Annotated in this window: 16 protein-coding genes; all 16 read right to left on the bottom strand. The window is 62.7% G+C overall.

Annotated features, from left to right (window positions below; genetic code table 11):
* Positions 1–3: 3 nt before the first annotated feature.
* Positions 4–300: a YlxR family protein gene (locus U1E26_07000; GenBank protein ID MDZ4169387.1), complete on the bottom strand. Its 297-nt coding sequence runs from the start codon at positions 298–300 to the stop codon at positions 4–6.
* The gene (gene nusA, locus U1E26_06995; protein ID MDZ4169386.1) at positions 300–1,460 is read right to left on the bottom strand and encodes a transcription termination factor NusA; all 1,161 of its coding nucleotides are present in this window, start codon (positions 1,458–1,460) and stop codon (positions 300–302) included. Before nusA ends, U1E26_07000 begins: the two co-directional genes overlap by 1 nt.
* The gene (gene rimP, locus U1E26_06990) at positions 1,461–1,949 is read right to left on the bottom strand and encodes a ribosome maturation factor RimP (protein MDZ4169385.1); all 489 of its coding nucleotides are present in this window, start codon (positions 1,947–1,949) and stop codon (positions 1,461–1,463) included. It abuts the gene before it with no gap.
* A gap of 171 nt (positions 1,950–2,120) precedes the next feature.
* Positions 2,121–3,848, bottom strand: a complete 1,728-nt coding sequence (locus U1E26_06985) for a proline--tRNA ligase (GenBank protein ID MDZ4169384.1) — start codon at positions 3,846–3,848, stop codon at positions 2,121–2,123.
* Positions 3,849–3,887: 39 nt separating this feature from the next.
* Entirely contained in the window at positions 3,888–4,277 is a 390-nt protein-coding gene (locus U1E26_06980; protein ID MDZ4169383.1) for a hypothetical protein, read from the bottom strand.
* A 91-nt stretch (positions 4,278–4,368) separates the two neighbouring features.
* Positions 4,369–5,430: a flavodoxin-dependent (E)-4-hydroxy-3-methylbut-2-enyl-diphosphate synthase gene (ispG, locus tag U1E26_06975; protein MDZ4169382.1), complete on the bottom strand. Its 1,062-nt coding sequence runs from the start codon at positions 5,428–5,430 to the stop codon at positions 4,369–4,371.
* A gap of 16 nt (positions 5,431–5,446) precedes the next feature.
* A complete protein-coding gene (locus tag U1E26_06970; GenBank protein ID MDZ4169381.1) occupies positions 5,447–6,706 on the bottom strand; it encodes a site-2 protease family protein in 1,260 nt (419 codons plus the stop codon).
* Between the two features lie 97 nt (positions 6,707–6,803).
* Positions 6,804–7,955, bottom strand: coding sequence for a 1-deoxy-D-xylulose-5-phosphate reductoisomerase (gene dxr / locus U1E26_06965; protein ID MDZ4169380.1), 1,152 nt, complete (start codon positions 7,953–7,955; stop codon positions 6,804–6,806).
* Complete coding sequence (locus tag U1E26_06960; protein ID MDZ4169379.1) at positions 7,952–8,821, bottom strand: phosphatidate cytidylyltransferase; 870 nt, start codon at positions 8,819–8,821, stop codon at positions 7,952–7,954. The genes dxr and U1E26_06960 overlap by 4 nt, the downstream gene beginning before the upstream one ends.
* Positions 8,818–9,597, bottom strand: a complete 780-nt coding sequence (locus tag U1E26_06955) for an isoprenyl transferase (GenBank protein MDZ4169378.1) — start codon at positions 9,595–9,597, stop codon at positions 8,818–8,820. Before U1E26_06955 ends, U1E26_06960 begins: the two co-directional genes overlap by 4 nt.
* 6 nt (positions 9,598–9,603) lie before the next feature.
* Positions 9,604–10,161: a ribosome recycling factor gene (gene frr, locus U1E26_06950; protein MDZ4169377.1), complete on the bottom strand. Its 558-nt coding sequence runs from the start codon at positions 10,159–10,161 to the stop codon at positions 9,604–9,606.
* On the bottom strand, positions 10,158–10,889 hold the full coding sequence (pyrH, locus tag U1E26_06945; GenBank protein MDZ4169376.1) for a UMP kinase: 732 nt from the start codon (positions 10,887–10,889) through the stop codon (positions 10,158–10,160). The genes frr and pyrH overlap by 4 nt, the downstream gene beginning before the upstream one ends.
* 116 nt (positions 10,890–11,005) lie before the next feature.
* Positions 11,006–11,899 (bottom strand): translation elongation factor Ts, encoded by an 894-nt coding sequence (gene tsf / locus U1E26_06940; GenBank protein ID MDZ4169375.1) that lies wholly within the window; start codon positions 11,897–11,899, stop codon positions 11,006–11,008.
* A gap of 73 nt (positions 11,900–11,972) precedes the next feature.
* Positions 11,973–12,851, bottom strand: a complete 879-nt coding sequence (rpsB, locus tag U1E26_06935) for a 30S ribosomal protein S2 (protein MDZ4169374.1) — start codon at positions 12,849–12,851, stop codon at positions 11,973–11,975.
* 151 nt (positions 12,852–13,002) lie between these two features.
* Positions 13,003–13,581 carry a response regulator gene (locus tag U1E26_06930; GenBank protein MDZ4169373.1) on the bottom strand — a complete coding sequence of 193 codons (579 nt, stop codon included), beginning with the start codon at positions 13,579–13,581 and terminating at the stop codon, positions 13,003–13,005.
* Between the two features lie 77 nt (positions 13,582–13,658).
* Positions 13,659–14,438 (bottom strand): RNA polymerase sigma factor WhiG, encoded by a 780-nt coding sequence (gene whiG, locus U1E26_06925; GenBank protein MDZ4169372.1) that lies wholly within the window; start codon positions 14,436–14,438, stop codon positions 13,659–13,661.
* Positions 14,439–14,457 lie beyond the last annotated feature (19 nt).

The raw sequence follows: 14,457 nt of genomic DNA, 5'->3' as shown, positions 1-14,457 counted from the left end.
CAGTCACTCTCCCTGGTTCGCGTCCTGCTTCGAAAGCAGTTCGTCGAAGTCTCGTCTCAGTCGTGCATAGTCATCGTCTTGCAGTCGCACCCGGAGCGCCGAATCGAATCGACGCCGCTTAGTCGCCTTCTCGTAGCAGTCCGGGTCCGCGCACAGGTACGCTCCCCTGCCGTTGGCCTTTCCTGTCGGATCCAACTCGACATGGCCATCGGGAGTCCGCACGATACGCACGAAACCACGCTTGTCCGATGACAAGCCGCAACCCGTGCAGGTGCGCGTGGGAGTCTTGCGCGGCTTCATCACTCGGAGGCGGCCTCCTTCTCGTGCAAGCCGCAGTGGTATCCGCCTTCAAGAGCACGGTTGCGGCAGCGCACGCCGGTAGACGTAACAGCACAGCATCGACCATCGAAGTCCTCAGCAGGCTCCGCGGATGATGAGGTGTTCTGGGTCAGTCCCTGCTCAAGTGCGATGGCCGAGCTCTTGATGTCGATACGCCACCCCGTGAGCTTGGCAGCGAGTCGAGCATTCTGGCCCTCTTTGCCGATGGCCAGCGAGAGCTGATCATTGGGCACGATGACGGTAGCGGTGTGAGAATCCTCGTCAACGATGACGCGGTCGACCTTCGCAGGCGACAGGGCGCTGGCTACGAAGACCGTGGGGACCTCATTCCATGGAACGACGTCGATACGCTCGCCACGAAGCTCGCCGACGACCATGCGCACACGGCTTCCCTTGGGGCCCACGCAAGCTCCGACAGGGTCCAGTCCGGGCTCTCGGCTCGATACGGCCACCTTGCTGCGAGCACCCGGCTCGCGGGCGACGCTCTTGATCTCGACGATTCCGTCGTAGACCTCAGGAACCTCGATCTCGAACAGGCGACGGATGAGGCCGGGATGCGTGCGGGACACGACGATCGAAGGCTCGTTGCCCTGACCCTTGCGGACGTCAGTGACGTACGCCTTGATGCGCTCGTTGTGGTTGTAGCGTTCGTTGGGCGGCTGCTCCTGCGGCGGCAGAAGGGCTTCGACGCCCTCACGAAGCTTGATGAGGGTGTAGCTGGACACCGACTGCTGGATCGTGCCGGTCACCGACTCACCGATGCGGTCCGCGTACTCCTCGAAGATGCGCTCACGCTCGGCATCCCTGATGATCGAGGTGATGACGCTCTTGGCGTTCTGGGCCGCGATGCGACTGACGTCAGGAGGGGTCACGTCACGCTCTTCGTAGGACTCGGCCTCGCCGGTCTCCTCGTCGATCTCGCCGACCGGCACGCGTTCGTAGACGTAGATGTGTCCCGACTCGCGGTCGATGGTCACTCGGGTGGCATTCTCCAGGTCAAGAATCCGCTGGTACGTGCTCGCGAGCGACTGCTCGAGCTTGTCAAGCATGTCGTACTCGTCGATGCCCTTCTCTTGGGCCAGCAGCTTCAAGGCCTCCATGACGTTCACGTCGGAGCTCATCTAGTTGTCGTCCCTTCCGCGATCGAAACTGACCGCGCCTTTGAGGCGGGCCTTGGCAATGTCATCGAATGGCACCGTGACGCTGTCGCCGTCGACGTCAAGCAGGATGGATTCGCCCTCGCGGCCTACGATGGTTCCGGTCCACGCTCCCCGGACTGACGCATCCGGGCGGGTCTTGACCTTCGCGGTCTGGCCGGTGAAGCGTTCGTAGTCCTCCAGCTTGGTGAGCGGGCGATCCACCCCCGGCGTTGATACCTCAAGGGTGTAGGGGCCAGAGATGGGATCCGCTTCATCGAGCGCTTCGCTGACCCAGGTATTGGCCGCGCAGATCGCGTCGATGTCCACTCCGCCTTCACGATCCAGAAGGACCCGGATCACGGGCGTATGACGACCGCCGGCCTGCTCTACTGCAACGAGTTCGAACCCGTGGTCGTGGGCGATCGGCTCGAGCAATATCGTGAGCTTGGCGCTCAGGTCCTTAGCGATCATGGCGGTCACCTCCTGGTCCACAGAACAAAAGAAGCGAGCGTGAGCCCACTTCTCGCGAAACGACAGATTCCTGTGCGGTGGTGATGATACCACACGCTGGCGGGGATGCCAGAGCAGCCACGGACGAGAATCGCCTGCTCTGAGCACACGACTCCTCAGGTCAGGCGGCCCCTAGTGCGCAAAGCGGGCCCGCTCTGTGCGAACACGCTCGCTCACGAACGACACCACCTCGTCGATGGGCACGTTCAGGCGCTCCTGGGTCGCGCGATCCTTGACCTCGATGGCACCCGAGGCCAAGCCCTTCTTCCCGACGATGATCTGGTAGGGCCATCCGATAAGGTCCGCGTCAGCGAACTTGACGCCTGCGCGTTCGTCGCGGTCATCAAGCACAACCTCGATGCCGGCGTCTGCAAGCTCGCTCCACAGGCGTGTCGCGACCTGGGCAACCTCGCCGTCGGCCATGAGCGGGAGAACCGCGACCTCGAGCGGTGCGATCGAGACTGGCCAGATGATGCCGTTCTCATCGTTGTGTTGTTCGATGACGGCTGCGAGCGAGCGGCTGACGCCTACCCCATAGCAGCCCATGATGAACGGACGTTCATCGCCATTCTCATCAGTGAACGTCGCACCCATGGATTCGGAGTACTTGGTTCCCAGTTGGAAGACCTGACTCACCTCGATGCCGCGTATGGAGGAAAGGATGCCGCCGCACGCGGGGCAGCCGTCACCAGATTCGGCCACGACGAGGTCGGCCCACGTCGTTACTTCGAAATCACGCCCCGGCATGGCGCCGAAGAGGTGGAAGCCATCTTCGTTGGCGCCAACCCCCCAAGCGACGTCGTCTCGAAGTGATGAATCCGCTATGACGAGCGTTCCCTCGGGAGGCGCGACCGGACCGAGCGACCCCCTTGGGATGCCGAAACCGGCGAAGTCCGCCTCCTCCAGAAGTACCACGCCGGCCATGACCCCCTCCGCCTTCACCTGGTTGAGCTCCCGGTCTCCCGGCACGCAGAAGTAGACAAGGCGGCCGTCAGGCGACTTGCCGGCCATCGTCTTGACGGTGTCGTGGGCAGAGATGTCGAACGCCGACGCGAGTTCGGCGATCGTCTTGATGTTCGGCGTCGCATGCCGGGACATCTCAAGGGGCGCCGTGGTCGACGGATGGCGCAATACGACGGAATCGGCGGCCTCGACATTGGCGGCCCAGCCGCATGCGCAGTACACGAGAGACGCCTCCCCTGCCTCAGCAAGGGCCATGAACTCCGTCGTGACGCTGCCACCGATCTGCCCGGAGTCGGCCACTACCGGCCGATAGCTGAGGTCGAGACGGTCACAGATGCGGCCGTAGGCGCGTGTCTGGTCATCGTAGTGCTCTTGGAGCGACTCCTGCGTCGCGTGGAACGAGTAGGCGTCCTTCATGATGAACTCGCGGCCGCGCAGCAGGCCGAACCGGGGCCTGACCTCATCGCGGAACTTGATGTTGACCTGATAGAGCGAGAGCGGAAGGTCACGATACGAGCGCACCTCATTGCGAACGAGTGCGGTGATGATCTCCTCGTGCGTGGGCCCAAGGCAGAAGTCGCGATCGTGCCGGTCTTTGAGCCGCGCGAGTTCCGGACCATACACCGTCCAGCGCCCCGACTCGTGCCACAGCTCCGCCGGCTGAACCACGGGCAGAAGGAGTTCCTGCGAGCCGATCGCATCCATCTCTTCTCGCACGATGCGCTCGATCTTGACGATGGAGCGCCACCCGAGGGGCAGGAACGAATAGATGCCGCTCGCCGCTTTGCGGATCATGCCAGCACGGAGCAGCAGTCGATGCGAGGCGAGCTCGGCCTCGACCGGATCCTCTTTGAGGGTGGGGGCGTAGAGAGAAGACATGCGGTGTGCGACGGTCATTGACCAGGCTCCGTTCGTGATGAGGGGGGCAACGCCGCGTCAGCCGATGCCTCGGTCGTGCGGATGGACGGTCTCCACGAGGGTCTCCGAGTTGGTGGCAAGCGACAGAATGAGCCGACCAACCACGTCGGGAACGATCACCGTGACGCGGTTTCCCTGGGCGATGAACGCATCGCGCAGCGCAGGTTTGACCGCAGGATCCCCCGATACATCGACGATAAGGTCGATCTGGTCGCCCTTGGCGGCCAATACGTCCGCGTGCTGGACGACGAACACCCCCCTATCACGGGCGATGGTCGCCCCGGGGCTGTCCAGATCGAAGTCGGCCACTCCTACCAACTCGACGTAGGGCAACTCGAGCATCTTCTCGATGAGCGGTGCTCCGGCCCGGCCGCCTCCGACGACGGCAACGCGTACGGTCTCAGACATGGCGAATCCCCCTGTGGACGGATGCGTTGAATGGACTGTGTGCAGCAGGATACCAGCAACCGCGCGAAACGAACGCCGCCTTCTCGGGACGTCACGCTCCCGACGACAGGCGGTCGACCTCCATCATGAGGGCCTCAACGATGTCGGACTCCGGTACCTTTCGCAGGGCCACTCCTTTGGCGAAGATGACGCCGACCCCACGGCCTGCAGCTACTCCGATGTCCGCCTCAGCAGCTTCACCGGGTCCGTTGACGACACAGCCCATGACGGCGACCTTGACGGGGCTGGATGAGGCCTTGAGTCGATCTTCGATCTCGGATGCGATGGAGAAAAGGTCGATCTCGCAGCGTCCACAGGTTGGGCAGCTGATGAGTTCGGGGCCACGGCGACGCAGGTCAAGAGCGGCAAGTATCTCCCATGCGACGCGCGCCTCTTCCACGGGGTCTGCGGTGAGTGAGACGCGCAACGTGTCCCCGATCCCCTCCGACAGAAGAATCCCCAGCCCCACGGACGACTTGACCGTGCCGGCACTGAGCGTTCCGGCCTCGGTAACCCCGATGTGCAGCGGGTAGGGAACCTCGCCGGCCAGCCGGCGATAGGCCTCGACCGTGGCGTTGACACTCGAGGCCTTGGCCGAGACGACGATGTCCTCGAATCCCCGTGAGACGAAGTGCGCGCAGAACGCCTGAGCGCTCAGGGCGAGTTTCACGGCAAGCGGTTCGTTAAGGTCACGGAACTCATCGGCCAAAGAACCGGCGTTGACCCCGATGCGAATCGGGATCCCTGCCTCGCCTGCCGCCTCGATGACGGCGTCGACTCGGGAGAGGTCCCCGATGTTGCCGGGGTTTATCCGAAGTTTGGCGGCACCCCTGCGCGCCGCCTCGACCGCGAGCCGATGATCAAAGTGGACGTCTGCCACCACGGGCAATGAACTGCCCTCGCAGATTGCGGCAAAACCGTCGAGGGCGTCAGCATGCGGGATCGCGACGCGCACGATTTCACAGCCGGCGTCCGCAAGCCTGCTGATCTGCGCCAAGGTCGCAGCGGAATCGCGCGTGTCAGTGCAGGTCATCGACTGGACGGCGACGGGCGCTCCGCCCCCCACAGCGACGGAGCCCACCTGTACCTGGCGCGTGGTGCGACGATCCCTCAAGACCCCTCCGGAAGACTCAGCCTGCGGCGAGGCGTGATACGTCTTGGAACATAAGGTACCCGATGAGCGCAAAGAGCAGGACCGCTCCCACCACTGAGATCCCGAGAGCCAGGTCCCGTGGCAAGGGGCGACCTCGGAGCTTCTCGATGATCTCAAGTGCGATCCTGCCTCCGTCAAGCGGCGGAAGCGGGAATATGTTGATCACTCCAAGGGACAGAGACAGCACGGCGACGATGAAAGCGTAGTCGAGCGGGCCCGACTTCGCGGCATCCGCAGTGATGTAGGCGGCGCCGATCACGCTTGACGACTGGCTCACGGACTCCGTGAAGGTCTGAGGGTTGAAGAACCCGGCGATAGCCACGAAGGTAAGACCGATGTAGGAGAACGACAACGCGAGTGCTTCAAGTACCGAAGGATTCACCTTCTCGAACCCAGGAGATACGCCGAGTTGCGCGTTCCCCGTCTCCGGATTCGTGCCGAAGACCACGCTGGTCGTCTTCGTGTCGCCGTCGCGCACGAAGACGACGGTCGCCTGCTCGCCCGGCTCGTACGTGGCTACAGCTGCCACGAGACTCTGGAAGTCCGTTGTCTGGACGTCCCCGACCCGGGTGATCTGGTCGCCCACCTTGATCCCGGCGAGTGCCGCGGCCGACTCGGAACCCACTCGGCCGATAGCGCCGGTTGGTTGGTCGAAGCCGAAGGCCGACAGGGTTATGGTGAAGACGAGTACAGCGGTCAGAAGGTTGAGCACCACACCCATGGAGAGCAGTACGATGCGCTGCCAAGTCTTCAGCGCACGGTACGTGACGCTGCGGGCACGATCGAGCAGCATCCCCTCGTCTTGGGCAAGCGAAGCGTCGAAGGTGCTGCGATAGGTGTACTCCTCGTCCTTGACCTGCTCGAGGGCACTCCAGTCGGAGAGGGTGAGAAGCAACCTGTCGGCATCAGCTTCATCGATACCGAGTTCGGTGGCCACGGTGAAGGCGTTTGCGGTGCCGTGACGGGTCACTGAAGCGAGTGCGGCGCCCAGTTGTGGATCCTCGGGTCCCGGCTCCATCCCGGCGATCCGCACGTAGCCCCCGAGGGGAATCGCGGTGATGCCGTAGGTTGTCTTCTTGCCACGAAACCGGATCGCCGGACCGGGCAGCCCCACCATGAACTCGTGGACCTTCACGCCGAAGAACCGAGCCGCCATGAAGTGACCACCCTCGTGGATGACCACGAGGAGGCTGAAGGTCACAACGCCCCAGAAGATCGCAGAGAAACCATCGCTCATGCGGTGCCTTTCGTGTGTTCTCGCTGACGCCTTGCGAGTCGGCGCGGACTGATTGGAGGCGTGTGGTGCAAAGGCCGCGCCACCGCGGCCAAGGAACTCAGAGTGCAGCGATACTGCTGGTGGCTGCCGAACGGGCCCAAGCGTCAACCATCTCGATCTGCTCGACCGATGACAGAGCCTCGACGTGGTGATCGGTCATGACCGCATCGACCGTTCGCTCTATGTCGAGGAACGCACAGCGTCCCTCAAGGAACGATGCGACCGCGATCTCGTTGGCGGCGTTCATGGCGGCGGGCATGGTGCCACCGATTCGGCCCGCCTCGAAAGCGAGCACCAGGCAGCGGAACGTGTCGAGGTCGGGATCGGCGAAGTCGAGGCGGCCGAGCAACGCAAAGTCCACGGGCTCGATGGGGCCGGCCCAGCGTCGCGGCATGGACAGCGCGTACTGTATAGGGATCCGCATGTCCGTCGCACCAAGATGGGCCTTCACGCTACCGTCAGTGAACTCGACCATGGAGTGTACGCAGCTCTGCGGATGGAGGACGACCCGAATGTCCGGGTAGGGGGTCCCGAACAGATGGTGCGCTTCTATCACCTCAAGCCCCTTGTTCATAAGCGTGGCGGAGTCGATCGAGATCTTCTGGCCCATGTTCCACGTCGGATGCGCCAGTGCCTGAGACGGGGTAACCCCGACGAGATCAGAACGACTGAGGCCCCTGAACGGCCCGCCGCTGGCCGTCAACCAGATCCGGGAGACATCGCGTTCGTCTTCGCCGACAAGGCACTGATGTATCGCCGAGTGCTCGCTGTCGACCGGCACCAACTGGTCCGGCTCGGCCAAGGCAGTGACCAGGGGTCCGCCGACGACAAGAGACTCCTTGTTGGCAAGGGCGAGCGTGTGCCCTGCCTTGAGCGCCTCGATGGTGACACGCAGCCCGGACGATCCGACCAGCGCGTTCAAGACGACATCGACATCATCGCGTGCGGCCAGTTCGGCGACGGCCGCAGCGCCTGACGCCACTTCGTGGCCGGGCAGTGCATCACGAACGCGATCTGCGGCGTCCTCATTCGCAAGGGCAATGGTCCGGACTCCCAGCTCGCGAGCTTGCTCGATGATCATGTCGGCGCTTGAAGCGGCGGCCAGAGAGACGATCTTGATCTGTTGCGGGTGAGCGGCCGCGACCTCGATCGCTTGGCGCCCGATGGAACCTGTGGATCCGAGGACCGCAACGCGGAGCGGTTCGCTCATGACACCCCTCCCCACACGAGAATCCAATACGCGACAAGGCAGGCCAGAATCAGTGAGTCGAGGCGATCAAGAAAGCCCCCGTGGCCAGGCAGGGACGTTCCCGAGTCCTTGACCCCGGCCTCACGCTTAATGCGTGACTCGGCAAGATCGCCGATCACGGATGCGACGCCCACTCCAACGCCCGTCACGATTGCAAGCCACAGAGGCGGGGCTTGTCCGGGTACGTCAGGAATCAGCGTCCATACGAGCGGCACGAGCGCCCAAATAGCCACGCATGCGACGAGTCCGGCGACGAAGCCCTCCCATGACTTCTTCGGAGATATCACGGGGGCCATCTTGTGACGACCGATGAGCGATCCGATGAAGAACGCACCGACATCACTGAGCCACACGCTGAGCACGAGGGCGAGCGACAAGACCAACCCCGAGTTCAGATCCCGAATGAGCACGAGGTAGCTCAGAAGGAAGCCCGTGTACGCCGCACCGAAGATGGCCTCGGCGGTGTCAGCCGTCCGGACTCTGATGATCAGGGTGTGCCACAACAACGACGCGGCGATGAGGGCAGTCATCACCGACATGGTGCCCGAAAGCCCCCACAGCGCAGCAGCGAGGGGCATGATCGCGGCGGCGAAGGCGCCGAACAACTCGTTCGGGAGACGGTCTTCACGACGCTGCATAGCGTAGAACTCAGCGGCGGCGAGTCCCGCCATGACGCCGAACAGCACGGCGGTGACATACGTGCCGGCTGCAAGGGCGACAACCACCGAAACCGAGTACAGGGTCGCCGTCATGACCCGGGGTCCCAGAGACGCCTTCTTGATACCTGCCGGCTCCTCGACCACCGATCCAAGCACGTTCGACCTCATGAGCTTCCTCCGAAGCGCCGGTCTCGGGACTGAAAGTCGACTACGGCATCGAGAAGATCATCCCGGTCGAAGTCAGGCCACAGGGTCGTCGTGACCCAGAACTCGCTGTAGGCGATCTCCCAGAGCAGGAAGTTCGAGATACGCATCTCGCCACTGGTACGAATCAACAAGTCCGGGTCGGGAATCCCGGCGGTCGACAGGGACGCGGCGATCAGGGAGTCATCGATGGCATCGGGTTCAACAAGGCCAGAAGCGACCTGCTTGGTGATGGTACGGACCGCCGAAGCGATGTCGCCACGTGCGCCGTAGTTGAGGGCCACAACAAGGGTAAGCCCCGAGTTGGCAGCCGTACGCTCGACGCAGCGGCCGAACACCTGCGCTGTCTCGGTGGGTACGCCGTCCATGGACCCGATGGTACGGACACGAACGGCGAGCTTCTCCAAGTTGCTGAGCTCGCGCTCGAGCACCTCAACGAAGAGGGTCATGAGCCCAGAGACCTCGTCTCGGGGTCGGTTCCAGTTCTCAGACGAGAAGGAGTAGATAGTCAGATAGTCAACGCCGAGTTCGATGGCCGCGAGGATGCACTCGCGAACCGCTTTGGCACCGGCTCTATGGCCGGCCAGCCGCGGCAGTCCTCGCTTTGTGGCCCACCTTCCGTTGCCGTCCATGATGATCGCGATGTGCGACGGCACCGAGTCGACATCGAGTCGCTCGAGGAGCGCGGCTGCGCGCGCGCTAGGGAAGAAGTCCGTGCTGGGCAAGGCGGATCGAGTCACAGGGCGCTAGACCTCCATGATCTCGGCCTCTTTGCGCTTCATGGCTTCGTCGATCTCCTTGACGTGCGCGTCGGTGGCCTTCTGCACCTCGGTCTCGGCGCGTCTGACGTCATCTTCAGACGCTTCGCCGTCCTTCTCAAGTTTGACGAGCTTGTGGTTGGCATCGCGCCGGATGTTGCGCACGCCGACGCGTGCCTCCTCGGCGTAGCCCTTACAAAGCTTCACGAGCTCACGCCGGCGCTCCTCGTTGAGCGCGGGGAACGGCACGCGTATCACGATGCCATCGTTGCTGGGGTTCAACCCGAGATCGGAGGCTATGATGGCTTTCTCGATCGCATGAAGCACGGACTTGTCCCAAGGCTCGATGACGATCAGCTGGGGTTCGGGGGACTTGATCCCCGCGACCTGGTTGAGCGGCATGGGACTTCCGTAGGCGTCTACGGTGATCTTGTCGAACACCGCCGCCGATGCCCGACCGGTTCGAACGGTTGCGAATTCGTGCAGGAGCGCCTTGTAGGTCTTGTCCATGTGCGCGGACGCGTCTTTGATGATTTCGTTCGTCATCTCTTACCACCCTTCACGATGGTTCCGACAGGCTCGCCGCTCAGAGCGCGAGCGATATTGCCTTCCACCTCCATGTTGAACACGATGATGGGGAGATCGTTGTCCATACACAACGTGATCGCAGTACTGTCCATGACCTGAAGCCCTAAGTTGAGCACCTCGATGTAGGTCAGCTCCTCGAACATGACCGCATCCGGGTTCTTCTTGGGGTCCGAGTCGTAGACGCCTTCGACTTTGGTCGCCTTCATCACACAGTCCGCGTTGATCTCAAGCGCCCTGAGCGCCGCGGTCGTGTCAGTTGTGAAGTACGGGTTACCCGTACCTGCGGCGAAGATGACGACGCGTCCCTTCTCCATGTGGCGAACGGCCCGCCGTCGGATATAGGGTTCGGCAACGGCCTGCATCTCAATGGCGCTCATGACTCGGGTGTAGACTCCATGCCGCTCAAGAGAGTCCTGTAGCGCAAGGGCGTTCATCACCGTGGCTAGCATCCCCATGTAGTCGGCTTGCGCACGATCCATACCCGATGAAGATGCGGCCAGCCCACGGAAGATGTTGCCGCCGCCCACCACGATAGCGAACTCAACGCCCAGACTACAGACATCACGGATCTGCCGAGAAAGCGATTCGAGAATCGTCGGGTCGATACCGTACCCGACGTCGCCGATGAGTGCCTCACCGGAAAGCTTCAGCAGCACGCGCTTGAACCGCGGAGTATCGCCCACCATCGCCCCTCTTTCCAACGTGACGCTTCCGGTAACAACGCGACCAAGGATACCGCAGACGGGCCGACGCGTGGCGCGCCGACCCGTCTGAGATGAACACCTGACTCGCCAGGCTAAGGCTACTCGGCGGGGGCTGTCTCCCCTAGGGTCCAACGAGAGAACTCGAGGATGGAGATATCGTCCCCCACTTCCTTGGAGACCTTGGACAGGTACTGCGCGACGGTGAGATCCTGATCCTTCACGAAGACCTGCTCCGGAAGCACGACCTCCTTGAAGTACTTCTCGAGGCGACCCTGCGCCATCTTCTCCTGTATGTTCTCCGGCTTGCCCGACTCCGCGGCCTGGGCCTTGTAGATGGAGAGCTCGTGCTCGATGACGTCGCCGTCGACGGCCTCGCGGCTGGAGAAGAGCGGCATGGCGGCGGCTACCTGCATCGCGATGTCTCGTGAGGCCGTGCGAAACGCCTCGTTCACGCCGGTCGCGGCATCCGAGAAGGCGAACTGCACCATGACGCCGATCTTGCCTCCGCCATGGATGTAGGTGGACACGGCACCGGTGCCCTCGACTTCGAGACGTACGAAGCGGGCCACTCCCATGTTCTCACCGAGCTTGCCGACCGCTTCGCCGAGCACCTCTTCTACCGATAGACCGCGATCTGAATAGGGCGCAGCCATAAGAGCGGCCACGTCATCCGGAGCTGACGCCGCGACCGTATCAGCGAGAGTCTGCACGAAACCGAGGAACTCGGCGTTGCGCGCCACGAAATCTGTCTCGCAGTTGAGTTCGAGCAGCGCGCCGACGGTCCCCTTCTCATTGATGGAGGCGGCGATGGCGCCCTCGTTCGTGGCACGACCAGCCTTCTTGGCCAGGGCGGCCAGCCCCCGAGTACGCAAAACGTCGACGGCCTTGTCGAGATCTCCCTCAGACTCAACCAGCGCCTTCTTGCACTCCATCATGCCTGCGCCCGTGCACTCGCGCAGCTCCTTTACCATTCCAGCGGTGACTTCAGCCATCTTCAGAGGCTCCTTCGTGTATCGGATTCGTTCAAGCGTTCGGTCTTGCTCGATCATGTCAGGGCGGTGGATCCTATTCGCCGGCGGTCGCCTCAGGCTGCGCAGGTGCCTCGACCGGCGTCTCACTGACAGCAGGTGCCTCGGCGGGCGCGTCCGGTACGACGGGCGCCTCAGCAGCAGGAGCAGCTTCGATCACCGGGGATTCCACGCGATCGTCGACCACGACAGGTGCGGCCACGTCGGCGGGAATGACGTCCTGGCTGTCAGGGACGCCGCCGCGGCCGTCGATGATCGCGTCGGCGATCACGCGACACATCAGGCCGACTGAGCGAATCGCGTCGTCGTTGCCGGGAATCACATAATCGACTTCATCCGGATCCGCGTTGGTGTCGACGAGCCCGATGATCGGGATACGCAGTCGGCGGGCTTCTTTGATCGCGATGTCTTCGCGCTTCGTGTCCACGACGAAGATGGCGCCGGGAAGGTCGCGCATGTCGCGAACGCCGTCCAGGTTGGCCTTGAGCTTCGCCAGCTCTTTGCCGCGCACGATCTGCTCCTTTTTGGGCAAGGTCGCCATTCGGCCGTCGGCGACCATCGCCTCAAGCTCCTCCATGCGCTGCACGCGACCGCGCATCGTGACGAAGTTGGTGAGCATGCCTCCAAGCCAGCGGTTGGTCACGTACGGCATACCGGCGCGAGTCGCCTCGGACACCATGGGCTCCTGAGCCTGCTTCTTCGTGCCCACGAACAGAATCTGCTGACCGCGCTGTCCGACGCCGCGGGAGAACTGATAGGAGCGCTCCAGCTCACGCAGGGTTCTTTGAAGATCGAAGATATAGATGCCGGAACGCTCGGTGAAGATGTAGGGCTTCATCTTCGGGTTCCAGCGGCGAGTCTGGTGTCCGAAGTGGACACCGGCCTCAAGGAGGCTCTTGATGGTAACGACGGGCATACTTCTCCTACCTTCCTGGTTGATCTTCCGCCCGACTCATCCCCCGGCTGCGACCGCATCGAAACGCGGCACCTCGCGCCGAAGTCCTCGGGCGTGCGAATTTACGAGCCTTGGAACTATAGCAGATTGTTCACGGACTGAAAGCCCGATTCTAGTACTCCCTGCTGCACATCGGGCAGACGAAGTGCGCTTCGTACCATCCCGTGCGGTCAGACGCCGGGAGCATCTCGAGGGCCAGTTCGACCTCGCAAGCCGGGCACCAGAAGCGACGCGTCAGCCCAGAGTCCGCGACCAGTTTGTCCGCGTCGCCCTCATAGTCGCGCACCGAGATGCGATACCGAGTGAGGTCCGCGTCCTGCCCGCCCCGCACCATGAGGACCGAATGGACTCTCTCGGCGATATCGATCGGACGAACGTCGTTCTTGATGAGGTAATCGACGGCGCCCATCGAGACTCCCTTCTGGATATCGGAGTCTTGTCCGAGATTGGACAGGATGATGACGGGAATCGAGGACAGTCGCGGATCCTTGCTGAGAAGCTCCATCACTTCAAGGCCGCCCATCTTGGGCATGATGAGGTCCATGAGGATGAGGTCAGGTGTGTCGGTACGAAGCATCGACAGAGCTTCGAGCCCGTCTGCAGCCGAGATGACCCGGTACCCCGACTGCATGAGGCTGTCTGAGTACATTCGCCTCAGCAGCTCGGTGTCTTCAACCACAAGCACCGTCATCGACACGTGGAGCACCTCACTTCATCGGTGTGCCGCGCAACGTGACCAAGCACGACTCATTCGGATTCTACTTGATTCTACGGAAGGTTCTGCGCCGCGTGAAGCCGTGCGCGCAAACGAAGCACGGCCTTGGTGTGCAGCTGGCTGACGCGTGACTCGGTGACGCCGAGCACCTCGCCGATCTCCTTGAGGGTCAGACCCTCGTAGTAGTACAGGGCTATCACGGTCTTCTCTCGCTCAGGGAGCCGCTGAATGGCGTCCGCGAGGATCTCTTTGATCTCACTGCTCTCAAACATGGCCACCGGATCGGGGGCGGAGTCGTCACGAATCGCTCCGATGGCGCTTTGGCCGTCTTCTCGGTCGCCTCCGACCCACAGCTCCTCGAAACTCACCACGGAGGTGTAGCTCAGCTTGGTGAGGATTCCTTGGTACTCCTTCACCGTGACGCTCATCTCCGAGGCGACTTCGGCATCCGAAGGAACCCGTTTGAGGTTGTTCTCGAGACTGATGTAGGCCTGTTCGATCTCCCGGGCCCGGGAACGTACCGAGCGCGGCACCCAATCCATCGCTCGAAGCTCGTCGATGATAGCGCCCTTGATGCGTGCGATAGCGTATGTCTCGAACTTGATCTCGCGGGAGGGATCGTACTTCTCGATCGCGTCGATGAGCCCGAAGATGCCGTAGCTGATGAGGTCAGCGGTCTCTACCGTCTGCGGCAGACTCGCGGCCAGTCGCCCCGCGACGTACTTCACGAGCGGCGAGTAATTGAGGATGAGCGCGTCACGCGCTGGGGTGTCGTCTTCATTCTTGTAGCGCGCCCAGAGGACAACGACGTCCGACCGCGGCTCCGGCTTCATTCGATTGCCCCTATCGGTG

Source organism: Coriobacteriia bacterium (genome assembly GCA_034370385.1).
Taxonomy (GTDB): domain Bacteria; phylum Actinomycetota; class Coriobacteriia; order Anaerosomatales; family PHET01; genus JAXMKZ01.
The sequence above is the reverse complement of the archived record's forward strand: the minus strand, read 5'-3'. Positions and strand labels throughout refer to the sequence as shown.